26 protein-coding genes are annotated in these 23,249 nt (G+C 61.9%); 14 read left to right on the forward strand and 12 right to left on the reverse strand.

Going from position 1 to position 23,249, the window contains the following annotated elements; genetic code table 11:
* The first annotated feature begins 447 nt into the window (after positions 1 to 447).
* The 3 genes from ACCD07_RS15375 (at position 448) to ACCD07_RS15385 (ending at position 3,901) form a co-directional block, all read left to right on the forward strand.
* Entirely contained in the window at positions 448 to 1,797 is a 1,350-nt protein-coding gene (locus tag ACCD07_RS15375) for a histidine kinase (protein WP_176655219.1), read from the forward strand.
* 69 nt (positions 1,798 to 1,866) lie between these two features.
* Complete coding sequence (locus ACCD07_RS15380) at positions 1,867 to 2,628, forward strand: LytR/AlgR family response regulator transcription factor (RefSeq protein WP_413447850.1); 762 nt, start codon at positions 1,867 to 1,869, stop codon at positions 2,626 to 2,628.
* 118 nt (positions 2,629 to 2,746) lie between these two features.
* Positions 2,747 to 3,901, forward strand: coding sequence for a PAS domain S-box protein (locus tag ACCD07_RS15385; protein ID WP_176655217.1), 1,155 nt, complete (start codon positions 2,747 to 2,749; stop codon positions 3,899 to 3,901).
* 6 nt (positions 3,902 to 3,907) lie between these two features.
* On the opposite strand, the gene ACCD07_RS15390 is transcribed toward ACCD07_RS15385, so the two are convergent.
* From ACCD07_RS15390 to ACCD07_RS15400, 3 genes are all read right to left on the reverse strand, one after another.
* On the reverse strand, positions 3,908 to 4,975 hold the full coding sequence (locus ACCD07_RS15390) for a porin (protein WP_413447899.1): 1,068 nt from the start codon (positions 4,973 to 4,975) through the stop codon (positions 3,908 to 3,910).
* Positions 4,976 to 5,172: 197 nt separating this feature from the next.
* Complete coding sequence (locus ACCD07_RS15395; protein ID WP_176655216.1) at positions 5,173 to 5,826, reverse strand: class I SAM-dependent methyltransferase; 654 nt, start codon at positions 5,824 to 5,826, stop codon at positions 5,173 to 5,175.
* A 17-nt stretch (positions 5,827 to 5,843) separates the two neighbouring features.
* Entirely contained in the window at positions 5,844 to 6,785 is a 942-nt protein-coding gene (locus tag ACCD07_RS15400) for a CysB family HTH-type transcriptional regulator (protein WP_176655215.1), read from the reverse strand.
* Between the two features lie 153 nt (positions 6,786 to 6,938).
* On the opposite strand from ACCD07_RS15400, the gene ACCD07_RS15405 reads away from it, so the two are divergent.
* From ACCD07_RS15405 to ACCD07_RS15440, 8 genes are read left to right on the forward strand one after another with little or no spacing between them, the layout of a single operon-like run.
* Positions 6,939 to 8,633, forward strand: coding sequence for a nitrite/sulfite reductase (locus tag ACCD07_RS15405; RefSeq protein ID WP_413447851.1), 1,695 nt, complete (start codon positions 6,939 to 6,941; stop codon positions 8,631 to 8,633).
* On the forward strand, positions 8,626 to 9,219 hold the full coding sequence (locus ACCD07_RS15410) for a DUF934 domain-containing protein (RefSeq protein ID WP_353404316.1): 594 nt from the start codon (positions 8,626 to 8,628) through the stop codon (positions 9,217 to 9,219). The genes ACCD07_RS15405 and ACCD07_RS15410 overlap by 8 nt, the downstream gene beginning before the upstream one ends.
* Before the next feature lie 11 nt (positions 9,220 to 9,230).
* Complete coding sequence (locus ACCD07_RS15415; protein WP_353404315.1) at positions 9,231 to 9,947, forward strand: phosphoadenylyl-sulfate reductase; 717 nt, start codon at positions 9,231 to 9,233, stop codon at positions 9,945 to 9,947.
* 26 nt (positions 9,948 to 9,973) lie between these two features.
* A complete protein-coding gene (gene cysD, locus ACCD07_RS15420) occupies positions 9,974 to 10,903 on the forward strand; it encodes a sulfate adenylyltransferase subunit CysD (RefSeq protein ID WP_413447852.1) in 930 nt (309 codons plus the stop codon).
* Positions 10,903 to 12,222, forward strand: a complete 1,320-nt coding sequence (locus ACCD07_RS15425) for a sulfate adenylyltransferase subunit 1 (RefSeq protein WP_353404314.1) — start codon at positions 10,903 to 10,905, stop codon at positions 12,220 to 12,222. Before cysD ends, ACCD07_RS15425 begins: the two co-directional genes overlap by 1 nt.
* 18 nt (positions 12,223 to 12,240) lie before the next feature.
* Positions 12,241 to 13,002 carry a uroporphyrinogen-III C-methyltransferase gene (cobA, locus tag ACCD07_RS15430; protein WP_413447853.1) on the forward strand — a complete coding sequence of 254 codons (762 nt, stop codon included), beginning with the start codon at positions 12,241 to 12,243 and terminating at the stop codon, positions 13,000 to 13,002.
* 49 nt (positions 13,003 to 13,051) lie between these two features.
* Positions 13,052 to 13,780, forward strand: a complete 729-nt coding sequence (locus ACCD07_RS15435) for a hypothetical protein (protein ID WP_353404312.1) — start codon at positions 13,052 to 13,054, stop codon at positions 13,778 to 13,780.
* On the forward strand, positions 13,780 to 14,553 hold the full coding sequence (locus ACCD07_RS15440) for a glutaminyl-peptide cyclotransferase (RefSeq protein ID WP_413447854.1): 774 nt from the start codon (positions 13,780 to 13,782) through the stop codon (positions 14,551 to 14,553). The genes ACCD07_RS15435 and ACCD07_RS15440 overlap by 1 nt, the downstream gene beginning before the upstream one ends.
* A gap of 8 nt (positions 14,554 to 14,561) precedes the next feature.
* On the opposite strand, the gene ACCD07_RS15445 is transcribed toward ACCD07_RS15440, so the two are convergent.
* From ACCD07_RS15445 to ACCD07_RS15455, 3 genes are all read right to left on the reverse strand, one after another.
* Positions 14,562 to 14,774: a helix-turn-helix transcriptional regulator gene (locus ACCD07_RS15445; RefSeq protein WP_176655206.1), complete on the reverse strand. Its 213-nt coding sequence runs from the start codon at positions 14,772 to 14,774 to the stop codon at positions 14,562 to 14,564.
* A complete protein-coding gene (locus tag ACCD07_RS15450; RefSeq protein ID WP_413447855.1) occupies positions 14,771 to 15,157 on the reverse strand; it encodes a hypothetical protein in 387 nt (128 codons plus the stop codon). Before ACCD07_RS15450 ends, ACCD07_RS15445 begins: the two co-directional genes overlap by 4 nt.
* Positions 15,158 to 15,249: 92 nt before the next feature.
* Positions 15,250 to 16,104: a LysR family transcriptional regulator gene (locus ACCD07_RS15455; protein WP_413447856.1), complete on the reverse strand. Its 855-nt coding sequence runs from the start codon at positions 16,102 to 16,104 to the stop codon at positions 15,250 to 15,252.
* A gap of 94 nt (positions 16,105 to 16,198) precedes the next feature.
* On the opposite strand from ACCD07_RS15455, the gene ACCD07_RS15460 reads away from it, so the two are divergent.
* On the forward strand, positions 16,199 to 16,693 hold the full coding sequence (locus ACCD07_RS15460) for a lipocalin-like domain-containing protein (protein WP_413447857.1): 495 nt from the start codon (positions 16,199 to 16,201) through the stop codon (positions 16,691 to 16,693).
* Here ACCD07_RS15460 and ACCD07_RS15465 read toward each other — a convergent pair.
* Genes ACCD07_RS15465 through lptF form a run of 3 tightly spaced genes read right to left on the reverse strand, consistent with a single transcriptional unit; the run spans position 16,670 to position 19,374 of the window.
* Positions 16,670 to 17,059 carry a sirohydrochlorin chelatase gene (locus ACCD07_RS15465; protein ID WP_413447900.1) on the reverse strand — a complete coding sequence of 130 codons (390 nt, stop codon included), beginning with the start codon at positions 17,057 to 17,059 and terminating at the stop codon, positions 16,670 to 16,672. The two genes, ACCD07_RS15460 and ACCD07_RS15465, sit on opposite strands and share 24 nt — an antisense overlap.
* Before the next feature lie 12 nt (positions 17,060 to 17,071).
* Positions 17,072 to 18,241: an LPS export ABC transporter permease LptG gene (lptG, locus tag ACCD07_RS15470; protein ID WP_353404302.1), complete on the reverse strand. Its 1,170-nt coding sequence runs from the start codon at positions 18,239 to 18,241 to the stop codon at positions 17,072 to 17,074.
* Positions 18,238 to 19,374, reverse strand: coding sequence for an LPS export ABC transporter permease LptF (lptF, locus tag ACCD07_RS15475; protein ID WP_413447858.1), 1,137 nt, complete (start codon positions 19,372 to 19,374; stop codon positions 18,238 to 18,240). The genes lptG and lptF overlap by 4 nt, the downstream gene beginning before the upstream one ends.
* A gap of 103 nt (positions 19,375 to 19,477) precedes the next feature.
* Between lptF and ACCD07_RS15480 the strand changes: the two genes are divergently transcribed.
* Positions 19,478 to 20,971: a leucyl aminopeptidase gene (locus ACCD07_RS15480; RefSeq protein WP_413447859.1), complete on the forward strand. Its 1,494-nt coding sequence runs from the start codon at positions 19,478 to 19,480 to the stop codon at positions 20,969 to 20,971.
* Here the strand turns inward: ACCD07_RS15480 and ACCD07_RS15485 are convergent.
* From ACCD07_RS15485 to ACCD07_RS15495, 3 genes are read right to left on the reverse strand one after another with little or no spacing between them, the layout of a single operon-like run.
* Positions 20,968 to 21,420 carry a hypothetical protein gene (locus ACCD07_RS15485; RefSeq protein WP_176655199.1) on the reverse strand — a complete coding sequence of 151 codons (453 nt, stop codon included), beginning with the start codon at positions 21,418 to 21,420 and terminating at the stop codon, positions 20,968 to 20,970. The genes ACCD07_RS15480 and ACCD07_RS15485 overlap by 4 nt on opposite strands.
* A gap of 60 nt (positions 21,421 to 21,480) precedes the next feature.
* Positions 21,481 to 21,669: a DUF1653 domain-containing protein gene (locus ACCD07_RS15490; RefSeq protein WP_353404299.1), complete on the reverse strand. Its 189-nt coding sequence runs from the start codon at positions 21,667 to 21,669 to the stop codon at positions 21,481 to 21,483.
* Between the two features lie 8 nt (positions 21,670 to 21,677).
* On the reverse strand, positions 21,678 to 22,085 hold the full coding sequence (locus ACCD07_RS15495) for a hypothetical protein (protein WP_176655197.1): 408 nt from the start codon (positions 22,083 to 22,085) through the stop codon (positions 21,678 to 21,680).
* Between the two features lie 399 nt (positions 22,086 to 22,484).
* On the opposite strand from ACCD07_RS15495, the gene xth reads away from it, so the two are divergent.
* Positions 22,485 to 23,249 carry an exodeoxyribonuclease III gene (xth, locus tag ACCD07_RS15500; RefSeq protein ID WP_353404297.1) on the forward strand — a complete coding sequence of 255 codons (765 nt, stop codon included), beginning with the start codon at positions 22,485 to 22,487 and terminating at the stop codon, positions 23,247 to 23,249.

Genomic DNA, 23,249 nt, shown 5'->3' on the forward strand with positions numbered 1-23,249 from the left:
AATCTCTGTTACTTTGCCATTTTCATGGCACCGTCATTGCTGACGGGTCGCTCACTCAAAATACTGACAGGCCACTATTTTCATAGCGCCTATTTCATTACTTCTTGTGAACATTTGATATTTTTTAAGTTTCACGAAACCCGAAGGTTTCGTGTGCACTTCCATCAAACGTCCACACTTATCGACTGTTAATTTTTAAAGAACTTTGTTCGGTACTGCTTGCTTACGAATCGTTTTGTTCGCAGCAGAGAAATGAGATTATGGGGGACATCGCGAATATCGTCAACCCCTCCCCCTCACTTATTTTCTGTTCCCCATCTTGTGCCGTCCACTCCGCGTTTCTTGCAGACTGTCGCAATAGCATGGCGTGCGCTGACGCTAATCAGTACAGTTGCATCATCAAAAAACTCGTTACACTTGCTTCGTACTCAAGAGTGAAAGTCTTACATGTTTCCTATGCCTAAAACGCAAGACACCCTGAAAACCGCCGGCGCCTGGCTGCACCGCGGCTTCGATACGACCGCGACCTGGGTTACCCAGCTGTCGTGGTGGAAATTCCTGGTGTTTGCGGTGCTGACGCTGATAGCCGGCTCCATCCTGCAGGACGAGTTGTTCTCATCCAACTCGGACGAAGAAGTCATCGTCAAAAAAGACAAACCGGGGAAACGCAAAAATGGCGACACCAATATATTGATCGATGACAGCGGCATCCATTTCAATCCACGCGGCAAGCTGCGCAACAAGGATGCCGACAAGACCGACAAGAGCGAAAAATCCGACTCCAGCAGCGATGACAACGGCGAAGCCCCGGTCGCGCCAGTGGCTCCACCGGCCGAAGTGGCTGGCGTGGCACCGGTGGCACCGGCCGCTCCGGCCGCGCCTCCGGCCAAGGGCGCCAAGCCTGCGACGCCAGCCGTCCCCGCCCTGCCGACGCTGCCTGGCGAAGAAGTCCACATCGACCTGCCGCCGCAAATCGGTGAGGAACTGTCGAACGCAATTGAAGAGGCCGTCGACGACGCCGCCGAGCAGAAGGTCACCCGCTACCACCGCCAAGCCTCCACCTGGTTCAAGAGCTTCGTCTCGCTGCTGGTGCTCGCGCTGTTCGGCACCAAGGCGCTGATGGGCGGCAAAAAACGCGCCGAAGCGGAAACGCTGACCGCCAACGCCGCCGTCGAACGCGAATCCATGCAGCGCCAGCTGAGCGAGGCCAAGATGCAGATGATGCAGGCCCAGGTCGAGCCCCACTTCCTGTTCAACACGCTGGCCTCGGTCGAACACCTGATCGAAACCGATCCGCCGCGCGCCTCCGCCATGCAGCGCAGCCTGATCAAATACCTGCGCGCGGTGCTGCCGCAAATGCGCGACAACGCGCTGATCACCAACCTCGGCCGCGAAGCCGACATGGTGCTGGCCTACCTGAACCTGCTGAAAATGCGCATGGAAGAACGCTTGACCGTCGATTTCGACATCCCGGACGGCCTGCGCACCGCCGCCTTCCCGCCGATGATGCTGCAATCGATGGTGGAAAACGCCATCAAGCACGGCCTCGAAGCCAAACCGGAGGGCGGCACGCTGAAAGTGCGCGCCGACGTCGCCCACAACAAGCTGCGCGTGATCGTCACCGACAACGGCCTCGGCTTCGGCGCGGTGCCCAGCGACGGCACCGGCCTGGGGCTGATGACCATCCGCGAGCGCCTGAAACTGCTGCACGGCGACCAGGGCCAACTGCTGATCGCGGCCAACAGCCCAAGCGGCGTTATCGCAACGATCGAAGTGCCGTATCAGCTGTCCAAATAAGATAGATTGATTATTACAGCGATTCGTTGAATAATTGATTGAATAATTAACATTGCAGAACACACCCACATGCCTACAGCAATCATTGCCGACGACGAACGTTTGATGCGCGACCAACTGCGCATGCGCCTGGGCCAGGTTTGGCCCGAGCTGGAAATCATCGGCGAAGCCAAGAATGGCGACGAAGCGATCGAACTGGTCGACCAGATGAAGCCGGACTTCACCTTCCTCGACATCCGCATGCCGGGCAAGACCGGCATGGAAGCAGCCACCGTCATCGGCGCCAAGAGCCACATCGTGTTCGTCACCGCCTACGATGCCTACGCGGTGGAAGCCTTCGAGCGCGGCGCCGTCGACTACGTGCTGAAACCGCCCGAGCAGGAGCGGCTGCAGATCACCGTCGACCGTCTGAAGACCCGCCTGAGCAAGCCGGCCACCGACGTCAACGCGAGCGTGACGGCGATGCTGTCGCAACTGGCCGAGAAGATCACCGCGCCCAAGCCGCAATACCTGCAATGGATACAGGCCAGCATCGGCCAGGACCTGCGCATGATACCGGTCGAGGAAATCCTGTTCTTCCGCTCCGACGAAAAATACACCTGCGTGCAGACCGAGCGCTACGAAGCGCTGATCCGCAAGCCGGTGCGCGACCTGGCCGAGGAGCTCGATCCGGCGCTGTTCTGGCAAATCCACCGCGCCACGCTGGTCAACGTCAACGCCATCGAAGGCGTGACGCGCGATATCCGCGGCCGCCACTTGGTCATGATCAAGGGCAAGCCGGACAAGCTGGAAGTCAGCCGCAGTTTCCTGCACCTGTTCAAGCAGATGTAATCCGAAGCCGAGTCGAAAATGCAAACGCCACAGGGCGTTTGCGTCATATCAAGCCCCTCCCCCGCGCTTGCTTTAGTGTGTGACCACGCGGTCTCCCGGCCGTATGGAGACGCGCATTATGGGCCGCACCCGATCGTTGCTATTGCTTACCGGCCTCGTTGCACTGGCCACCCGCCTGTCGTGGCGCATGGGCTGGCAATGCGCGCGCGATGCGGCCGCGCACAAGCGCAGCCGCGGCATCATCCAGCACGCCAGCGACGCCATCATCTCCACCGATGAAACCCAGCACATCCTGCAGGCCAACCCATCGGCCGCCGCCATGTTCGGCACCACCGTGCAGGCGATGGAAGGCTCGCCGCTGCATCGCTACATTCCGCGCGACCAGCGCGCCACCAGCGAGCCGAACGCCGTCCACTATTTTGGCGCCACCGGCATCCGGCTGCGCATGAAGGGCCGCCGCGCCAGCGACTACGCGGTGACCGGCCAGAAGGCCAGCGGCCAGCACTTTCCGCTGGAAGGCTCGATCTCCTCGCTAAGGGAAGACGGCCACCAGATCTACACCATCATCCTGCGCGACATTACCGAACGCAAGCAGGTGCAGGAGCAGCTGGAGCAATCGTATTCGCAGCTGCGCGAGCTGTCGGCGGCGCTGCAGACCATACGGGAAGAGGAGCGCAAGCACATCGCCCGCGAGCTGCATGACGATCTCGGCCAGCTGCTGGCTACCCTGCGCGTCGACCTGGCGCTGCTGCAGCAGCAGCACGGCAGCGACACGGCGCGCAAGCTGCAGGCCGGCATGGACGAGCTGCTGATGTCGGCCATCACGTCGCTGCGCCGCATCGCCAGCAACCTGCGGCCGCGCGCGCTCGATGAGGGAGGATTGTATTTTGCGCTGGAAAGCCTGCGCCAGGAATTCGTCTCGCGCTACGGCATCGCCTGCAAGCTGGACGCGAACGAAGAGGATTTGATACTGGACGACGCCTACAGCACGGCCATCTTCCGCATTGCGCAGGAAGCGCTGACCAACATCACCCGCCACGCGGAAGCGCGCAGCGTCGTGCTGTCGCTATACCGCACCGATTCAATGCTGCAGATTACGATACATGACGACGGCCGCGGCATCGCCGAAAAGGACATGGACAAGGCCTCGTCCTTCGGCCTGATCGGCATGCGCGAACGCGTCTGGGCGCTGCATGGCGACATCTCCATCGTCAGCGACAACGGCACGCGGATCATGATCCGCCTGCCGCTGCCTCAGGAAAGCCTCGCCTGAACCAGCTTAGAACGAGTGACGGATGCCTGCGTTGAAGGCTTTGTCGCCGGAACCAGCTTCGTTGTTGTTACCAACGGTATAGCCGGCGCCGTTCTTGTTCTTGATCTTGGCGTATGCGACGTACATGTTGGTACGCTTGGACATGGCGTACGAGTAGCCCAGCGCCCACTGGTCGGCGTCCTGGTTGTTGACGGTCTTGTCGTTCTTGCGGATGTACGAAGCCATGATGGTGCCGTTAGGTGCAACCGGCACTTGCACGCCGATCAGCAGATCGTTGCTGTCCAGGCTGGCCTTGGGAGCAACGGTGTAGCCGTAGGCGTTAGCCACTGGCAGGGCCGCGCTGTTCACGCCTTTGTCCGCGCCATAAGCGAAGTAAGCCTTAACAACCTGGAAGTCGTAATTGATCGCGAACAGGGTGTTGCGGCCGGTGTCCTGCAGCTTGGCGGGAGTGGCGCCGACGGCAGCGGTGTCGTTGTTGCGGTTGTTGTACACCAGGCGGGCGTTCAGCGGGCCCTGGCCATACAGCAGACCGAAGCCGAACTGGCGGCCGGCGGTGGTGCTGCCAGCCTGCTCGCCCAGCGAGTACAGGCCTTCGGCGCTGAAGCCTTCATACGACGGGGTGGCGTAGACGATGGCGTTGCTGGTTCGGGTGTTCGCGCCGGCGGCTGGGAACAAGTTCTTGATGCTGCCTGCGTAGCCGGCGCCGAATGGGTCGGCGACCTGGCTCATGGCGTTGTACAGCATGGTGTATTGACGACCGAGGGTCAAGGTGCCGGCTTCTTTCGATTTCAGGCCGACGAACGACTGGCGGTTGAACAGGGCGCTGTTGCTGTTGTCGAGCGAGCCGTCGTCCACTTTCAGGCCGGTTTCCAGGGTGAAGATGGCCGACAGGCCGTTGCCCAGGTCTTCGGTACCGCGGAAGCCCAGACGCGACTGGCTGCCGATGCCGCTGGTGACTTTGGTCACGGAGCCGGCAGCGCCGCCGCGCTCGCTTACGATACCTGCATCGACCAGGCCGTAGATCGTGACGTTCGATTGAGCTTGGGCTTGGGCTGCGAAACCGCCGATGATCATTGCTACCAGAGTAAGTTTTTTCACTTGATGTTCTCTACTTGAGGTTGGAAGAAATACTGCATGTAATGAATCTACGGGCGGAATCATGCCTATCAATTACTTCAACAATGTGACATTGGCCATTTGTTGTAAATCGACATCAAGATGAAAAAAAAGCCGCAGGACGCGGCTTTTCGTGAATTGGCTTGCTCGCCTGCTTACTTGAGCCGGCAGCTCAGCAGGTAGTAATATTCCAGCCGCTCGACGCGGATCTGCCGCGCCGACGCCGCAAAGCGTTTGCGCAGCGTGCTGTCGGTCAGGTAGTTTTTCATCACTTCATAGCGCTGGCCGTCGTCGGCCGTCAGGATCTGGAAAGTATTGCCTTCCATGTCGGTGCGGGCGAACACCATGCTGTTGCCATCCACATAAGTTTCGTCGATCAGCACCAGCAGCACGTCCTTGCCCAGCTTGGCGCGCAGCGTCTTCAGGTACTTTTCCTGGTCCTCCCGCTTGACGTGCGACCACAGGCCGGCGGCAAACACGGCGGTGTACTGGCCTTCCAGGCCGTCCGGCAGGTTGAACGCGTCCATCACGCCGAAGGTGACGACGTCCTCGTCCAGGCCGCGCGTCTCCGCCAGCGCTATCATTTCCGGCAACAAATCGGTGGCGTGCACCGATTCGGCCACTTCGGCGATCAAATCGGTCCAGTAAGCGGTGCCGCAGGCCAGTTCCAGCACCTTGTGGCCCTGGAACAGCTCGGCGACCATTTCCTGCAGGTCATCCAGGTCGTCGAAGCGCTCTTCCTGCGCGTAGACCTGGTCGTAATTGTCGGCGTTGACGGCATAAAATTGTGCCAACTGGTTGGTGATCATGGTATTGCTTTCTAATTTTACAATTCGTAGTGCTCTTTTTCACCGCTCATGGCTTGTTCGATCAACTTGCGGTTGAGCGTGGGGGCCAGCAGTTCAATAAAGGTGTAGATATAGCTGCGCAGGTAGGCGCCCTGCTTGACCGCCACCCGCGACACGTTCATGCCGAACAGGTGGCCTACCGGAATGGCGCGCAGGTTCTTGTCGCGCTCGGAGTCAAACGCCATGCCCGCTATGATACCAATCCCCATGCCCAACTCCACATAAGTCTTGATCACGTCGGCGTCGATGGCTTCCAGCAGCACGTCCAGCTTCAGGCCGCGCAGCGAAAACGCGTGGTCTATCTTGCTGCGGCCGGCGAAGGCGCTATCGTACGTGATGATGGGGAAAGCGGCAATTTCTTCCAGCGTGACCTGCCGCGATTTCAGCAGCGGATGGTCCGGCGCCACCACCACCACGTGTTCCCATTGATAACATGGCAAGGTGATCAAACCGCTGATGCCGGCGATCGATTCGGTGGCGATGGCCAGGTCGGCCTGGTCGCGCTGGACCATTTCGGCGATCTGCTGCGGATTTCCTTGCAATAAAGATAAGCGCACCTTGGGAAACTTCAGCATGAAGGCCTGCACCACCCTGGGCAGCGTGTAGCGCGCCTGCGTGTGTGTGGTGGCGATGGTAAAGCTGCCGCTGTCCTGCGCCGCGTATTCCTTGCCGATGCGCTTGAGGCTGTCGATTTCCTGCATAATGAGCTCCACCGACTCCAGCACCAGGCGTCCCGGCTCGGTCAGGCCGCGTATCCGCTTGCCGTGGCGGGTGAAGATATCGACGCCCAGCTCCTCCTCCAGCTCGATAATCGCCTTGGACACGCCCGGCTGCGAGGTAAACAGCGCCTTGGCGGCGTCGGTCAAATTGTAGTTCTGGCGTACTGCCTCGCGCACAAAGCGCAGCTGGTGAAGGTTCATTGCTAGTCGTGGCCCGTCATAAATTATTAGCGTCCATGCTTATGCCCAATCCTTATATAAGCAAATAAAGACTAAGTCGTATGGAATAAAGACGAAGTTTATTACTATTAGCGCTAGTTTGGGGATTCTAGCAAGCGACTATCTAGGAAGAATATGTATCAATACGACCAATACGACCATCTCATCGTGCGTGAGCGCATCGCCCAGTACCGGGACCAGGTGCGCCGCCGCCTGTCCGATGAGCTGACCGAAGCCGAATTCCTGCCGCTGCGCCTGCAAAATGGCTTATATATGCAGCGGCACGCCTACATGCTGCGCATCGCCGTGCCTTACGGCCTGCTGGCATCGAAACAAATGCGCATGTTTGCCCACATTGCCCGCAAGTACGACCGCGGCTATGGCCACTTCACCACCCGCCAGAACATCCAGTTCAACTGGATCGAGCTGGAGCAGACGCCGGACATCCTGACCGACCTGGCCTCGGTCGAGATGCACGCCATCCAGACCTCGGGCAACTGCATCCGCAACACCACCTCCGATCCGTACGCCGGCGTGGCCGCCGACGAGATCATCGACCCGCGTCCGTACGCCGAGGTGCTGCGCCAGTGGTCGACCTTCCACCCGGAATTCATCGCCCTGCCGCGTAAATTCAAGGTCGCCATCAATGGCGCTGTCGAAGACCGCGCCGCCATCGCCGTGCACGACATCGGCCTGACCGTGGTGCGCAACGACGCCGGCGAGATCGGCTTCAAGTTCATGGCCGGCGGCGGCATGGGCCGCACCCCTATCCTGGGCAGCGTGATCCGCGAGTTCCTGCCATGGCAGCACCTGCTGACCTACACCGAAGCCGTGATGCGCGTCTACAACCAGTACGGCCGCCGCGACAACAAGTACAAGGCCCGCATCAAGATCCTGCTGAAAGCCATCGGCGTCGAGGAATTCACGCGCCAGGTGGAAGAGGAGTGGGCGGACCTGAAGGACGGCCCTGAAACGCTGACCGTCGAAGAGATGCAGCGCGTGATCGACTACTTCCAGCCACCCGCCTACAAGCAGCTGGACGACGGCGACGTCACCGCCGCCCAGGCGGGCAACAAGGCCTTCGCCAACTGGGTCAACCGCAACGTCAAGCCGCACAAGCAGCCGGGCTACGCGGCGGTCGTGCTGTCGCTGAAAAAAACCGGCGTGCCGCCGGGCGACGCCACCGCCGAACAGATGGACTTCATGGCCGAGCTGGCCGACCGCTACAGCTTCGGCGAACTGCGCGTCACGCACGAGCAGAACATCGTGCTGGCCGACGTCGAGCAGTCGCTGTTGTTCACGCTGTGGCAGGAAGTCAAGGCGCACGGCCTGGCCACGCCGAACATCGGCCTGCTGACCGACATGATCTGCTGCCCCGGCGGCGACTTCTGCTCGCTGGCCAACGCCAAGTCGCTGCCGATCGCCGCCGCCATCGCCGAGCGCTTCGACAACATCGACTTCCAGCATGACATCGGCGAGATCGAGCTGAATATCTCCGGCTGCATCAACGCCTGCGGCCACCACCACGTCGGCAGCATCGGCGTGCTGGGCGTCGACAAGGACGGCAGCGAATGGTACCAGGTGTCGATCGGCGGTTCGCAAGGTAACAACGCCGCCATCGGCAAGATCATCGGACCGTCGTTCTCCGCGCTGCAAATGCCGGAAGTGATCGACCGCCTGCTGCAGGTCTATGTGCGCGAGCGCTATGAAGACGAATCGTTCGCCGCCTGCGCGCAGCGCCTGGGCATCGCGCCGTTCAAGGAACATGTGTACGCCACGCCGATCACCGAAAAAGGTGGCCGCCTGGTTGGAGAGGATGAATATGTCTGAAGCCGTGAAAAACCTGATCATCAAGGGCCGTGAAGTCGTCGAGGACGACTGGCAGGTGCTGCGCCTGGCCGAGCCGGTCGACGGCGCGCCCAAGCACGACCCGGCCACCGTGTCCGTCCCGGAAGGTAAATTCATCGTGCCGCTGAGCCTGTGGCTGGTGCAGCGCGAGCTGCTGGCCGCGCGCGCCGCCGCCGGCGGGATCGGCGTCTGGATCGCCCCCGACGAGCGTCCGGAAACGCTGAAGGACGACCTGGCCAAGCTGGCCGTGGTGGCCGTCGACTTCCCGAAATTCACCGACGGCCGCGGCTACTCGATCGCCTACAACCTGCGCACCCGCCTGGGCTGGACCGGCGAACTGCGCGCCATCGGTGACGTGCTGCGCGACCAGTTGTTCTCGATGCAGCGCGTCGGCTTCAACGCCTACGCCACGCGCCCGGACCGCAGCATCCATGACGCGCTGAAAGGCCTGTCCGATTTCTCGGAAACCTACCAAGCATCGGTGGACCAGAAAGTGCCGCTGTTCCGCCGCCATGCCCGCAATGTCGGCGTCGGCGCCGGCGCAAACAACGACGGCTACGGCATCTGACAGGAGCAACAATGAGTGACCTGAGCAAGCTGATTGCGGACACCAGCGCCACGCTGGCCCGCATCGCCAGCGAACATAGCCCGGCCGTCTTCGCCTCCAGCCTGGCGGCGGAAGACATGGTATTGACCGACCTGATCCTGAAATCCAAACTGGATATCGGCATCTTCTCGCTTGAAACCGGCCGCCTGCACAAGGAAACGCTGGCGATGGTGGACAAGGTGAAGGAGCACTACGGCTACGACATCGCGCTGTACAAGCCGCAGCCCGAAGCGGTCGATGCCTACGTCGCGCAGAACGGCCTGAACGCCTTCTACGACAGCGTCGAGATGCGCAAGGAATGCTGCCGCATCCGCAAGGTCGAGCCGCTGGGCCGCGCCCTGGCCGGCAACAAGTCCTGGGTCACCGGCCAGCGCCGCGCGCAATCGGCCACCCGCACCTCGCTGATGGTGGAGGAGGACGATCCGGCGCACTTCATGACCAAGTTCAATCCGCTGGCCGACTGGTCGGAGGAAGACGTCTGGAACTACATCCGCAACAACGGCGTGCCATATAATGCACTCCATGATCAGGGTTACCCGTCGATCGGGTGCGAACCGTGCACCCGCGCCATCGAGCCGGGCGAGGATGTGCGCGCCGGGCGCTGGTGGTGGGAGAATCCGGAATCGAAGGAATGCGGCCTGCACATGGTTGACGGCAAACTGATACGCATTAAATCCGTGGCGGCGTAAGCCCCCTCAAAAGAATAGGCTAGTCCATGAACGCTTTAGTTGAAAACAACGTGCACGTAAATTCGCGCCACCTCGACGCCCTGGAATCGGAAGCGATCCACATCATGCGCGAAGTGGCGGCCGAGTGCAGCAACCCCGCGTTGCTGTTCTCCGGTGGTAAAGACTCGGTGGTGCTGCTGCGCATCGCGGAGAAGGCTTTCCGCCCCGGCAAATTCCCCTTCCCGCTGGTGCACGTCGATACCGGCCACAATTTTGAAGAAGTCATCACCTTCCGCGACAAGCGCGTGGCCGAACTGGGCGAGCGCCTGATCGTCGGCTCGGTCGAAGACTCGATCAAGAAAGGCACCGTGCGCCTGCGCAATCCGCAGACCGATTCGCGCAACGCCGCGCAGGCGGTCACGCTGCTCGAAACCATCGCCGCCCACGGCTTCGACGCCTGCATCGGCGGCGCCCGCCGCGACGAAGAGAAGGCCCGCGCCAAGGAGCGCATCTTCTCCTTCCGCGACGAATTCGGCCAATGGGATCCGAAGTCGCAGCGCCCGGAACTGTGGGACCTGTATAACACCCGCGTCCATCCGGGCGAGAACATGCGCGTGTTCCCGATCTCGAACTGGACCGAACTCGATGTGTGGCAGTACATCGCCCGCGAAAAACTGGAACTGCCGCCGATCTACTTCGCGCACGAACGTAAGGTCATTCCGCGCAACGGCCTGCTGGTGCCGCTGACCGACCTGACGCCGGCGCGCGAAGGCGAGACTGTCGAAACGCAAGTGGTGCGCTTCCGCACCGTCGGCGACATCTCCTGCACCTGCCCCGTGTCCTCGGACGCGGCGACGGTCGATCAGATCATCGCCGAAACCGCGATCACGCAGATCACCGAACGCGGCGCCACCCGGATGGACGACCAAACCTCCGAAGCCTCGATGGAAAAACGCAAAAAAGCAGGATACTTCTGATGAACGCTCGCAACGACAACACCACTGAACAACTGACCGAACGCGGCCTGCTGCGTTTCATCACCGCCGGTTCCGTCGACGACGGAAAATCCACGCTGATCGGCCGCCTGCTGTTCGACAGCAAAGGCATCTTCGCCGACCAGCTGGACGCCATGTCGCGCTCCAAGCACAAGCGCACCGTCGGCGACGCCGTCGACCTGTCGCTGCTGACCGACGGCCTGGAAGCCGAACGCGAACAAGGCATCACCATCGACGTGGCCTACCGCTACTTCGCCACGCCCAAGCGCAAGTTCATCATCGCCGACACGCCGGGTCACGAGCAGTACACACGCAACATGGTCACCGGCGCCTCGACCGCCGATGCCGTCATCATCCTGATCGACGTCTCGAAAGTGAAGCTGCGCGAGGACGGCGGCGTGGACCTGCTGATCCAGACCAAGCGCCACTCGACCATCGCCCACCTGCTGCAGATCGAGCATATCGTCGTCGCCGTCAACAAGATGGACCTGGTGAACTACGACCAGGCGACCTACGACCGCATCATCAAGGCCTACCGCGAGTTCGCCGGCACGCTGGGCCTGAAGGACATCACGCCGATTCCGCTGTCCGCGCTGACCGGCGACAACGTCGTCGACAAGAGCGAGAAGCTGAGCTGGTACAAGGGCCCGACCTTGATCGAGCTGCTCGAATCGCTGTCCGTGTACGACGAATCGCACAACGCGCCGTTCCGCTTCCCGGTACAGCTGGTGGCGCGCCACAACGGTCACGAAGCCAACGACTTCCGCGGCTACATGGGCCGCATCGAAGCCGGCAAGGTCTCCGTCGGCGACAAGCTGGTGGTGCAGCCGTCCGGCCAGAGCGCGACCGTCAAGGACATCGTCACGCTGGAAGGCTCGCATCAATCGGCGGTGGTGGGCCAGTCGGTCACGCTGCTGCTGAACGAATACCTGGACATCTCGCGCGGCGACCTGCTGGCCGGCGCCGCCCAGCCAGCGACCTTGCTGAAGACGCTGAAGGCCGACGTCTGCTGGATGTCCGACGAGCCGCTGGACCAGCGCCGCAAGTACTGGATCAAGCACGGCACCAAGCAGACTTCGGCCAAGATCACCGGCATCGATTCGCTGTTGGACATCAACACCCAGCAGCGCCACGCCGCCGACGGCCTGAAACTGAACGACATCGCCCGCATCGGCCTGACCGTGCAGCAGCCGCTGGCCGCCGACGCCTACGCCGACATCCGCGCGACCGGCGCCTTCATCCTGATCGACGAAGTCACGCACCAGACCGTGGCGGCGGGCATGATCCGTCTCGGCGAGTAACGGCAAGAGGAAACAGCGATGGCAACTCACGGAAAAGTCTACCTGATCGGCGCCGGCCCCGGCGCCCAGGACCTGATGACACTGCGCGGTGCGCGCCTGCTGGCGCAAGCCGACGTGGTGCTGCACGACGCGCTGGTGACCGACGAGATGCTGGAGCTGTGCCCTCAAGCCGAGAAAATCCTGGTCGGCAAACGCTGCGGCCAGCTGTCGACCGCGCAGCAGTTCATCAACAAGCAGATGATCGACAACGCCAGGAAGTTCCCGCTGGTGGTGCGCCTCAAGGGCGGCGATCCGATGCTGTTCGGCCGCGCCGACGAAGAACTGCGCGCGCTGGAGGAAGCCGGCATCGAGGTGGAAGTCGTCCCCGGCATCACCACCGCGCTGGCCGCCGCCGCCACCAGCAAACAGCCGCTGACCAAGCGCGGCGTGGCGCGCAGCGTGGCGTTCTTCACCTCCTCCACCGCGCCGGAACACGCCGGTCACGACGCCATTCCGGATACCGACACGCTGGTGCAGTACATGGGCGGCCGCGAAGCCATCGCCACGGCCGAGCGCCTGCTGGCGCATGGCCGCCGGCCGGACACGCCGGTGGTCGTCATCGAAAACGTCAGCCGCGCCGACCAGCATATCCGCCGCATGACCATCGCCACGCTGGCGCAGGGTCTGGGCGCGGCCCACGGCCCGGTGCTGGTGATGCTGGGCGACGCCATGCAGCCACGCGCGCATCAAACCGACGACGCGCAAGCCCCCCTCCCCGGCCAGCAACAACTGAGAGCCTGACCCGGCGCTTTCCGTAATAGAATGTCCGTTCACTCTCATCGAGGATGCAATGGACTCTGTTCACGAAGTGCTGGAGCGCGCCTGGAGCGCCCATTCCGAAGGCGACTTCGAACCCGCGCTGCGGGACTACATCTGGCTGTTTGACGCCACCGCCGCCGGCGACGACGCGGCGCTGCGCCTCTCCTACGTCCTCAGCGCCTGGGCCAAGCTGGCCGAGGAATACCTGCCGGCCCGCCACGCGCTGGTCCACGCCCGCGACACCGCCAGCGAACTGCTGGGCGCCGCCCCCGCCGGCGACAAGGCGGCGCTGTTCAACGACATCCGCGCCATCAACGACAAGCTGGGCGACCTGCAAAACACCTACCAGCTGTTCCTGCGCCTGCCCGAGGACCTCGCGCAGCAATGCGCCCGCGCGGCCCTTCCCTCGCTGATGGCCTGCGGCGACTTCGCGCTGGCGCGCCGCTTCCTGCCCGATCCGCAGCGCCATCTGGCGGAGGCCGCGGCGCATCTCGATGCCAGCGTCCAGGGCCTGGACCTGCTGACCGGCGCCGGCATGGCCGACCTGCTGGCCGAAGTCTTCAACTACAGCGCCGAACTCGCACTGGTACTGGACTTGCTGGCCGGCTGCGGCGATACTGCTGCGGCGGAAGCGGCGCGTGCACAGGCGGCGTCGCTGGTGCGGTCGGCGGAAGCACGCGCCTGCGTCGAGGCGGAACTGGCCGCCCCCGGCGCAACGCTGGACGCCATGGTCGAACTACAAAATTCGGTGACTGAATAGTGAAAAAGAACTACGCAAAGGCCTTGCTGATCCTGGCCCTGCTGCCGGCAAGCGTGCTGGCGGCGATTCCGACCTACGATTTCAAGGTCGTCAACACCTACCCGCACGATCCGCAAGCCTTCACCGAGGGCCTGCTGTACCGCGACGGCTTCCTGTATGAGAGCACGGGCCTGAACGGCAAATCGTCGATCCGCAAGGTGAGCCTGGAAACCGGCAAGGTCCTGCAAAGCAAGGACATACCGCCGCAGTACTTCGGCGAAGGCCTGACGGTGTGGAACGACACGCTGGTCGGCCTGACCTGGCAAACCCAGACCGGCTTCGTGTTCGACCTGAAGACCTTCGAGCTGCGCAACCAGTTCGCCTACCCCGGCGAAGGCTGGGGCCTGACGCAGAACGGCAAGGAGCTGATCATGAGCGACGGCACCGCTACGCTGCGCTTCCTCGATCCGAAAACCTTCCTCGAAGTGCGGCGCGTCAAGGTGACGGCGGACGGCATCGCGGTCGACCAGGTCAATGAGCTGGAAGTGGTCGGCGACGAAATCTACGCCAACCTGTGGCACACCAACACCATCGCGCGCATCGACCCGGCCAACGGCAAGATCACCGGCTGGATCGATCTGGGCAAGCTCTATCCTGCCGCCGGCAAGGGACCGACCGGCGAAAACGTCATGAACGGCATCGCTTACGACGCCGAGAAGAAACGCCTGTTCGTCACCGGCAAGCTGTGGCCGAAGGTATACGAAATCAAGCTGGTGCCGCGCGGCGGACGATGACTTCGTCCCTAGGCGCCACCACCGGCTTTTCGATTGAATAGAAAAATGTCCTCTATCCGCATTGCGAATAGCTCGGCGATGGAAAACGCCAGCGCCAAGCTGGGCTCATAGCGTTCAGTTTCAATTGCATTCACGGACTGTCGTGACACCCCCAGGCGTGTCGCGAGGTCCCCTTGTGTCCAACCTTGCTGAGCACGGAGTTGCGGAAGTATGTTCTTCATTTTGCCTCGAACCACAACCTGAGCATCTGAACATTGAATAGACTCCAGCCGATGATATGCACCCACATCATGCTGAGTTTTGGGAAGCCTAGCAGCTCAAGAAAAAAGTAAATCATGGATAGCATCGCTACCGTAATGGCGGTGAGCGTTGCCGCTTGTAACGTCCGCTGTTTTACATACTCATCGGATGATTGGTAGAGCCAATAGCTCACCGCAAAAATCAGCATCCCCGGCGCTATGGGTGCAATCACAAGGCAATCGCGGATATTACCTTTTGGCATAGCAATGTATGCCCAAATGGCCACGCCCAAGGCACACCAATATGCCCACTGACTCCATAAAATTGCACTTACCGCACTACGCGAAAATTTAGTGTAGACCATCTGGACCTCCTTGTGATGTAAAGCATGCTTTACTATGACGTGAAGGCGGCGGCTTGTCAAGCAAGCTTTACATGCTGTGCGGCCGATCAGGTTCAGGCGATGAACAGGGCAATCAGTTCGTCGGCGACCGCGCGCACCGCCGCGGCGCGGCGAACGTCCTCGTGCATGACGATCCACAGCTTGCGCTTGACCGGGCAGGCCGGCGTGTCGATGGCCACCAGGTCGCCACGCTGGATGCCGAAGAAGTATTCGGGCAGCACCGCCACGCCGCAGCCGGCCTGCGCCGCCTGGAACAGGGCCCCCAGGTCGTTGGAGCGCAGGCAGTAGCGGCGCCCGCCGCGTATCTTCTCCAGCCACTGGTGCTGCGGCGTGTCCTGCATCAGCTCATCGTAGCCGACAAACTCCCATTGCTCCGGCGTGCGCGCCTCAAGGTAGGCGGCGCTGGCATACAGGCGATAGTGCACCGTCGTCAGCGCCCGCACCGCCAGTCCCGGCGCGGTGGGACGCCTGAAGCGCAGGGCGATATCCGATTCGCGCCGCATCAGGTCCGTTTCGCGCGCCTCGCCGCGCAAGTCCAGTTCTATTCCCGGCAAGCGATGCACAGCCGCCTTCAGGCGCGGCGCCAGTAAATAGGCCGCCAATGCCGGCGGCGCGGAAACCCGTACCTTGCCGCTCAACGCGGCCGTGCCGCTGGCCGCCCGCAGCAGTCCATGCAGACCCGACTCCATCTGGCGCGCATGCGGCACCAGCGCCTTGCCGGCGGCCGTCAGCGACCAGCCCTTGGGGAAGCGGTCGAACAGCTTCACCGCCAGCGCGGTTTCCAGTGCATCGATGCGCCGCGCCACCGTGGTGTGCTCGACGCCGGCCGAACGCGCGGCGGCCGTCAGCGTGCCCGCGTCGTGCAGGGCCAGGAAGTGGCGCAGGTCGTCCCAGTCAGGTTGGTTCATTGTGCAATTATGCACACATATTGCACGATTTTTGCCAATTTCGTTCAAGCGCAGAAGCAGCTATCGTGGCCGCACCGCTAATAAGGAGATTGCCATGAAACTGCTGAACCGATTATTTTGTCTCGTCATGTGGGTGCCCGCAACGCAAGCAACGGCGGCTCCGGCGCCCGACTTTCCGCTGGCCGGCACCTGGACGCTGGTCGCCGCCGACCTGATACGGCCCGACGGCGTGCGCATTCGCGATTACGGCGATGCGCCGGCCGGCCTGATGATGATCGATGCGCAGGGCCGGTACACGGTGCAGATTTACCGCTCCGACCGGCCGCGCTTTGCCAGCGGCGACAAGAAGACCGGCACGCCGGCCGAATTCGAAGCGGCCATCATGGGCTCGAGCGCGCACTTCGGCACCGTGGCCATCGACAAGGAGGCACACACGCTGACCTTCAGCATCGCCACTGCGGCTTTTTCAAATTGGGAGGGAACGCAGCAGAAGCGCAGCTACGAATTGAACGGCGATGAACTCAGCTACCGCGTGCCGGCCAGGCCGGACGGCTACATACCGCTGTCAGTCTGGCGGCGTGTGCGCTGACAGCGAGGCCACGCAGTAGTCGGCCAGCGCGTTGAGCACGGCCGCGTTCTCGCCGGCCGCCTCGACCACGTCGATGGTCGTCTGCGGATAATCGATGCGCAGCTGCTCCACCATCAGCGGCAGGTCGCGCAGCACATGGCCGCCCTGCCCCAGGAACACCGGCACCACGGTGATGCGAGTGACGCCGCCGGCGGTCAGCTCGGCCACCAGCTCGGGCAGCCGTGGCGTCATCAACTCGAGGAAGGCCAGCGCCACGCGCACTTCCGGCATGCGTGGCTGGGTCAGGTCGCGCAGCCGCTCGAACGGCGCGGCCCACGATGCGGCGCGGGCGCCGTGCGCGAACAAAACCAGGGCCTGCTTGCTCATCGTTTCAACCATCTAGTGCCGCTCCACCCACCACAAGGCCCATAGCGCCAGCAGCAGGAACAATAAACTCGGTGCGATCGCCGTCATGACCGCTGGCCAGGTGCTCAGCAAGCCCAGGTGAGAGAACAGCGTGTTCACCAGCAGGAAGCTGACACCGATCATGATACCAACAAAGATCTTCAGACTCACGCCGCCGCTGCGCGTGTGCAGGTAGCCGAACGGCAGCGCCAGCGCCATCAGCACGAAGATCGCCAGCGGATCGAACAGCTTCTTCCAGAACGCGATCTTGAAGCGCTCGGTTTCCTGCTTGTTCTCCTGCAGGTGGCGGGTGTAGACCGCCAGCTCATTGGCCGACATGCGGTCCGGATCGGAGCCGGCCACCGACAGGATCTTCGGCGTGACCTCTGACAGCAGGTCCTTGCTGGCGCTGTGGCGGGTTTCGATCAGGCTGGTGTCCTGGGCGAAGTTGTTGGCCAGGTTGGCCTCGCTGCCCGGCTTCAGCAGCGCCGGGTTGGTGAACAGGTTTTCCGTCACGTCCTGCAACTGCCAGTTGTTGTTGCCCTTGAAGGTGCCGGTCTTGGCCAGCGTGATCGAGCGCAGGCGGAAGTTGGTGTCGAACTCATACAGCTTGACGTCGATCAGCGTGCCGTCCGGCTTCACCTGGCGCACGTTGAAGAAGCGCGAGCCGGTCACGGTGCCGCTCATGCCGTCCGACTTGACGATATCCTTGGTCCACAGGCCGGAGCGGAACTCCGACGAAATCGCCGCGCCGCGTGCGCTCAGCTTGATTTTCTCCGCCAGCGGCGCGGTGCGCGGCGCCACCAGTTCGCCGAAGATGAAGGTGATAATCACCAGCACCACGCCGATCTTGGCCAGCATCCACGCCACCATCCCGGTCGACATGCTCGACGCCCGCATGATGGTGAATTCGGAAGTGGCCGCAAACTGCGCCATCGTGTAGATGGTGCCGATCAGCGCCGCCAGCGGCATCACCTCGTACACGTGGCCGGGCAGCTGCACCAGCACGTACAGGAAGGCATACTGGATCGCGTAGCCGTTCTTGCCCACCGACGGCAGTTCGCCGGTCAGGTCCATGAAGGCTTGCAGCGCCAGGAAGGCCACCAGCACAAAGGCAACCGCCTGCAGGATCGAGACGGCGAAATAGCGTTGCAGGATTTTCATGGCGATACGGCTTTCTTGTCTGCGGCGCGCGAGCGCTTCAGTCCCGCCAGCAGCGCCAGCGGATGGTAGCGGTGGTTCAGGTTCAGGCGCCAGGCGAACAAGCCCAGCACCAGCAGCGCGACCAGCAGGTGCAGCGGCCACCACGCCATGCCGAACGTGGACTTGCCCTGCTTGACGCTGGCCTCGACCAGCTTGACCACATTGCTGTAGCTGAAGAAGACCAGCAGCGCGATAATCAGGTTGGCGGAACTGCCGGCGCGCGGATTGACGAAGCCCAGCGGAATCGCCAGCAGTATCAGCACCAGGCAGGTCATCGGCTGCGCGATGCGCCACAGGATCTCGGCCTGCGCGAAGCTGCTCTTGTCGTTCAACAGCTGCATCGTCGGCACCGCGTTGATATTGCGTTCGGCGTCCAGTTCCTGGTTCTGGTTGGTCACGCGCATGCTGTAGCTTTCAAACTCCATGGTCTGGAAATCCGACTGCCCCGGCGTACCCTGGTAGCGGCGGCCGTTCTTCAGCACCAGATAGCGCTCGCCTTTCGGCCCGGCATTGATGACGCCTTCGCGCGCGACGATGACGGCGGTGCCGTGTTCATCGACCGTGTTGACAAATACGTTCTGCACCACGGCCGTCTTGCCGGCCACACCTTCGACGAAGAAAATGCGGTTGGCCGACGCCGATTCCTTGAACTGGCCCGGCGAAACCTTTTGCAGGTCCTCGCGCTTTTCGAAACGCTCCACGTACTCGGAGCTTTTCTGCTGCGCCCACGGGGTGGCGACAAAGCTCAGGGCCGCCGTCACCAGCACCAGCGGCAGGCCGAAGGTCAGCACCGGTGCTATCCATCGGGTCAGGCTCAAGCCGGAAGCGAACCACACCACCATCTCGGAATCGCGATAGCTGCGCGTGACGACCATCAGCACCGAAATAAAGCTGGTGAGGATGATGATAGTTGGCAGATAATTCAAGGCTGCAAAGGCAATCAGCGCGACCACGTCACTGGAGGCGACCTTGCCGCCGGCGGCCTTGCCGAGGACACCGATCAAGGTCCAGGTAACGCTAATACTGAACAGCACCGTGAAAGTAGCGCCGGCGGCACTGGTCATTTCACGTCGTAGGGCGCGTTGAAAGATCATTCGAAAGTTATAATTCGGTAGTTAAGGGCCCATCACGGGGCCACAAGATTAAATAACAGCCTGATAAACAGGCTGGCAATTCGTACACGACACGGAGAATCAAATGGACTTTAGCATAAAAGCATTCGACACAAAAAACACCATCGCCTCGGCCAAGGCCGGCGTAGTCGCCGTCGCCGTCTTCGAGAACAAGAAGCTGTCGCAGGCCGCCAAGGCGCTGGACGGCTCCGGTGAAATCACGGCTGCGCTCAAGTCCGGCGACATTTCCGGCAAAGCCGGCACCACCCTGCTGCTGCGCGGCGTGAAGGGCGCATCGGCCGAACGCGTGCTGCTGGTCGGCATGGGCAGCGACGATGCCGTCAGCGAGAAAAGCTTTGCCAGCGGCGTGTCCGCGGCGCTCAAGGCTTTCTCGGCCCTGGGCACGAGCGACGCTATTATCGCACTGCCGATGACCGAAGTGAAAGAGCGCGATGTCAACTGGGCGATCCGCTGCGTGGTGCAAAGCGCCCATGAAGGCGTGTTCCGCACCGACGGGCAGAAATCGAAGAAGGATCCCGCGGCGAGCGGCGTGAAGAAAATCGCGCTGGCCGTGGCCAGCAACGCCGGCACCAAGCTGGCGCTGGCCCAGGCCGTGGCGATCGCCAACGGCGTCGACCTGACCAAGGAGCTGGGCAACCTGTCGGCCAACGTCTGCACCCCGACCTACCTGGCCAACACCGCGAAAAAACTGGGCAAGGACTACAAGTTCGACGTTGAAGTGCTGGACCGCAAGCAGCTGGAAGCGCTGAAGATGAACAGCTTCCTGTCCGTGACCAACGGCAGCGAGCAGCCGCCGAAGTTCATCATCATCAAGCACATGGGTGGCAAACCGAAGGATGCACCGGTGGTATTGGTCGGCAAGGGCATCACCTTCGACACCGGCGGCATCTCGCTGAAAGCCGGCCCCGGCATGGACGAGATGAAGTACGACATGGGCGGCGCCGCGTCGGTATTGGGCACCTTCCGCGCCATCGGCGAGATGAACCTGAAATTGAACGTGATCGGCGTGATCGCCTCGTGCGAGAACATGCCTTCCGGCCGCGCCACCAAGCCGGGCGACATCGTCACGTCGATGAACGGCCTGACCATCGAGATCCTCAACACCGACGCCGAAGGCCGCCTGGTGCTGTGCGACGCGCTGACCTACGCCGAGCGCTTCAACCCGGCCGCAGTGATCGACATCGCCACGCTGACCGGCGCCTGCATCGTCGCCCTTGGCCACCACAAGAGCGGCCTGTTCACGCGCGACGACGAGGTCCACAACAAGCTGGCCGACGAAATCATCGCCGCCGGCAAGGCTTCCAGCGACACCGCATGGCGCCTGCCGATCGGCGAGGAGTACAACGAGCAGCTGAAGTCCAATTTCGCCGACCTGGCCAACATCGGCACGCCGGGCGGCGCGTCGTGCACGGCGGCGGCGTTCCTGGAGAACTTCACCCGCAAGTACACCTGGGCCCACCTGGACATCGCCGGCACCGCCTGGAAATCGGGCGGCGCAAAGGGTGCCACCGGCCGTCCGGTACCACTGCTGTCTAACTTCCTGATCGGTCGTAGTTAATAAAGTGTGACCCCTGCAGCCGGCGGCGGCAGCGCATCGCGCTCCGCAGCCGGGTGCATCACCACCGTCAGCGTCGACGGATAGTCGTAGCCCGCCCCCGTGTTCTTGTCGATGAAATAGCCGACACCCGCCGTCAGCACCACATTCCCCCACAGATTGCCGTTCACCTTGGGATCGACCTTCTCGTAGGCCCAGGCCGTACCGTCCTTGGCGCAGTCGATGCGCAGCGCGCCGGCGCTCTTGCGCAGCGTGACGCGCGCCGGCGTCGTGACAAACCATTTGCCGACGTCGTTGTACAGCACGCAGCCGACCCCGCCGATCTCGCGATGATCGAGCACGGTTTGCACCAGCACGTTCTGTTGGGTGGATTCAGTCAGCGAAGCGCAGCCGGCCAACATGGCCAGCACGGTCAACAACGCGGTCGACGCTGCAGCGGGGCGAAAATACATGGTCTGCCTCAGGATGAGTGGGTCAGACCAGTGTAGCAGCCCGCAAGCGGTTCTATTTGCTCAATCAAGAGGCGTAAAGCGTTGCACTTTTACGCCATCAACCTCGATTACTTCGAAAAACACATCTTTCGGCCGGGCCCAGACGGAACCGTTCGCGGCGCGATAGATGATCATGGTGCTGAGATCGGATTCCAGGGTGGCCTCGCACACCAGCTCGTAGAGACCACCCTTGTAATGCTTGAAGCGCATGCGCGGTATCAGGCGTTATGACGTACCGGCGCCTCGGCAACAGCGCGCTCTTCCGCCTGTTCCTGCTGCTTCTTCTTCAGACCCTGCACCACTTTCAGGATATCGTCCATGCCGCGCTCGCCGCCCAGCGTCGAGAAGGCATCGAGCACCTCGTTCAGCACCTGGTTACGCACCGCAGCCTCGTCCGGGTTGATCACCGGTGGACGCTGCACGGCGGCCTTGGCTTTCTCGATGGCTGCCGCCTCCTTCTGCGCGGCGGTCTTGCGGCCGCCCGGCGTCTTGCCATGTTCCAGCGCCGCCTGCCAGATTACCCAGCGGCGTTGGGTTTCGAAGACCAGATATTCATCCGGCTTGTCTTCACGGCGGCGGACGATGTGTCCGTCCTTCTGTGCCCACGTCTCAAATGCAGTTCGCATTTTCATTCCTTTGTAAACGCGCCACGCGCAATTCACTGTTAAAACTACAAGTTATTTCCGTATAGTACCATTTATTGTCGCCTCACAACACATAAATGTACACGTACCGTTGCTATTTGTCATTGCCGATCGGAAACACAAGTTTTCCGCTCATTTACAACAGTATATTTCTCTTTTGTCGTGTTGTCTTTAGTTACAGTTATCTTTTGATAACAACGAGACACTATTGGCAATTTTTTTTTGATTTCACATATTTTGCAACATTCTAGAGCCTCGAGGCGCGCACGCGAAGAGGTTTTCCATGTTTTTTTATAAAACTCGCCAAAATTACAACCCTATGTGTTAAATCAAGATACTGTAAGATTGGGCCATGCCCAAACCGCAAGGACACTGAATCAAATGAAACTAGCCACATGGAATGTTAACTCACTCAACGTTCGGCTGACGCACGTCTTGAAATGGCTGGAGGACAGCCCCGTCGACGTGCTCTGCATCCAAGAAACAAAATTAACTGACGACAAGTTCCCGGCCGCCGCCATCGAGGCCGCGGGCTACCACGTGGTCTACAGCGGGCAAAAGACCTACAACGGCGTCGCCATCCTGTCCAAGCTGCCGATCGGCGACGTGGTCAAGAACAATCCGAAATACGAAGACCCGCAGCAGCGCATCCTGGCCGCCACCATAGCCGGCGTGCGCGTGGTCTGCGCCTACGTGCCGAACGGCCAGAGCGTCGATTCCGACAAATACGAGTACAAGCTGGCCTGGCTGTCCGCCTTCCACGACTGGATCCGCGAGGAAGCTGCTGCCCATCCGCAACTGGCGGTGCTGGGCGACTACAACATCGCGCCGGAAGACCGCGACGTCCACGATCCGGCCGCCTGGGCCGGGCAGGTGTTGGTGTCCGACAAGGAACGCGCCGCCCTCACCCGCCTGCTCGACATCGGCCTGACCGATTCCTACCGCCTGTTCGAACAGCCGGAGAAGTCGTTCAGCTGGTGGGACTACCGCGCGCTGGGCTTCCGCCTGAACAAGGGCTTGCGCATCGACCACATCCTGGTGTCGCCGGCGCTGGTGTCGCGCTGCAGCGCCTGCGTGATCGACCGCGTGCCGCGCAAATGGGAGCAGCCGTCCGACCACGCGCCGGTGATCGCCACCTTCGACTAA

The sequence above is a fragment of the Duganella sp. Dugasp56 genome (assembly GCF_047304105.1).
GTDB classification, from domain to species: domain Bacteria; phylum Pseudomonadota; class Gammaproteobacteria; order Burkholderiales; family Burkholderiaceae_D; genus Rugamonas; species Rugamonas hordei.

Excerpts from the sequence above, each read along its gene's own strand:
- ACCD07_RS15480 (WP_413447859.1), top strand. The coding sequence starts at position 19,478 with ATGGACTTTAGCATAAAAGCATTCGACACAAAAAACACCATCGCCTCG.
- xth (WP_353404297.1), top strand. The coding sequence starts at position 22,485 with ATGAAACTAGCCACATGGAATGTTAACTCACTCAACGTTCGGCTGACG.
- ACCD07_RS15460 (WP_413447857.1), top strand. The coding sequence starts at position 16,199 with ATGAAACTGCTGAACCGATTATTTTGTCTCGTCATGTGGGTGCCCGCA.
- ACCD07_RS15410 (WP_353404316.1), top strand. The coding sequence starts at position 8,626 with ATGTCTGAAGCCGTGAAAAACCTGATCATCAAGGGCCGTGAAGTCGTC.
- ACCD07_RS15425 (WP_353404314.1), top strand. The coding sequence starts at position 10,903 with ATGAACGCTCGCAACGACAACACCACTGAACAACTGACCGAACGCGGC.
- ACCD07_RS15495 (WP_176655197.1), bottom strand. The coding sequence starts at position 22,085 with ATGCGAACTGCATTTGAGACGTGGGCACAGAAGGACGGACACATCGTC.
- ACCD07_RS15490 (WP_353404299.1), bottom strand. The coding sequence starts at position 21,669 with ATGCGCTTCAAGCATTACAAGGGTGGTCTCTACGAGCTGGTGTGCGAG.
- ACCD07_RS15385 (WP_176655217.1), top strand. The coding sequence starts at position 2,747 with ATGGGCCGCACCCGATCGTTGCTATTGCTTACCGGCCTCGTTGCACTG.
- ACCD07_RS15405 (WP_413447851.1), top strand. The coding sequence starts at position 6,939 with ATGTATCAATACGACCAATACGACCATCTCATCGTGCGTGAGCGCATC.
- ACCD07_RS15400 (WP_176655215.1), bottom strand. The coding sequence starts at position 6,785 with ATGAACCTTCACCAGCTGCGCTTTGTGCGCGAGGCAGTACGCCAGAAC.
- cysD (WP_413447852.1), top strand. The coding sequence starts at position 9,974 with ATGAACGCTTTAGTTGAAAACAACGTGCACGTAAATTCGCGCCACCTC.
- ACCD07_RS15380 (WP_413447850.1), top strand. The coding sequence starts at position 1,867 with ATGCCTACAGCAATCATTGCCGACGACGAACGTTTGATGCGCGACCAA.
- ACCD07_RS15435 (WP_353404312.1), top strand. The coding sequence starts at position 13,052 with ATGGACTCTGTTCACGAAGTGCTGGAGCGCGCCTGGAGCGCCCATTCC.
- ACCD07_RS15450 (WP_413447855.1), bottom strand. The coding sequence starts at position 15,157 with ATGGTCTACACTAAATTTTCGCGTAGTGCGGTAAGTGCAATTTTATGG.
- ACCD07_RS15455 (WP_413447856.1), bottom strand. The coding sequence starts at position 16,104 with ATGAACCAACCTGACTGGGACGACCTGCGCCACTTCCTGGCCCTGCAC.
- ACCD07_RS15445 (WP_176655206.1), bottom strand. The coding sequence starts at position 14,774 with ATGAAGAACATACTTCCGCAACTCCGTGCTCAGCAAGGTTGGACACAA.
- ACCD07_RS15465 (WP_413447900.1), bottom strand. The coding sequence starts at position 17,059 with ATGAGCAAGCAGGCCCTGGTTTTGTTCGCGCACGGCGCCCGCGCCGCA.
- ACCD07_RS15485 (WP_176655199.1), bottom strand. The coding sequence starts at position 21,420 with ATGTATTTTCGCCCCGCTGCAGCGTCGACCGCGTTGTTGACCGTGCTG.
- cobA (WP_413447853.1), top strand. The coding sequence starts at position 12,241 with ATGGCAACTCACGGAAAAGTCTACCTGATCGGCGCCGGCCCCGGCGCC.
- ACCD07_RS15415 (WP_353404315.1), top strand. The coding sequence starts at position 9,231 with ATGAGTGACCTGAGCAAGCTGATTGCGGACACCAGCGCCACGCTGGCC.
- ACCD07_RS15375 (WP_176655219.1), top strand. The coding sequence starts at position 448 with ATGTTTCCTATGCCTAAAACGCAAGACACCCTGAAAACCGCCGGCGCC.
- ACCD07_RS15390 (WP_413447899.1), bottom strand. The coding sequence starts at position 4,975 with ATGATCATCGGCGGTTTCGCAGCCCAAGCCCAAGCTCAATCGAACGTC.
- lptG (WP_353404302.1), bottom strand. The coding sequence starts at position 18,241 with ATGAAAATCCTGCAACGCTATTTCGCCGTCTCGATCCTGCAGGCGGTT.
- ACCD07_RS15395 (WP_176655216.1), bottom strand. The coding sequence starts at position 5,826 with ATGATCACCAACCAGTTGGCACAATTTTATGCCGTCAACGCCGACAAT.
- lptF (WP_413447858.1), bottom strand. The coding sequence starts at position 19,374 with ATGATCTTTCAACGCGCCCTACGACGTGAAATGACCAGTGCCGCCGGC.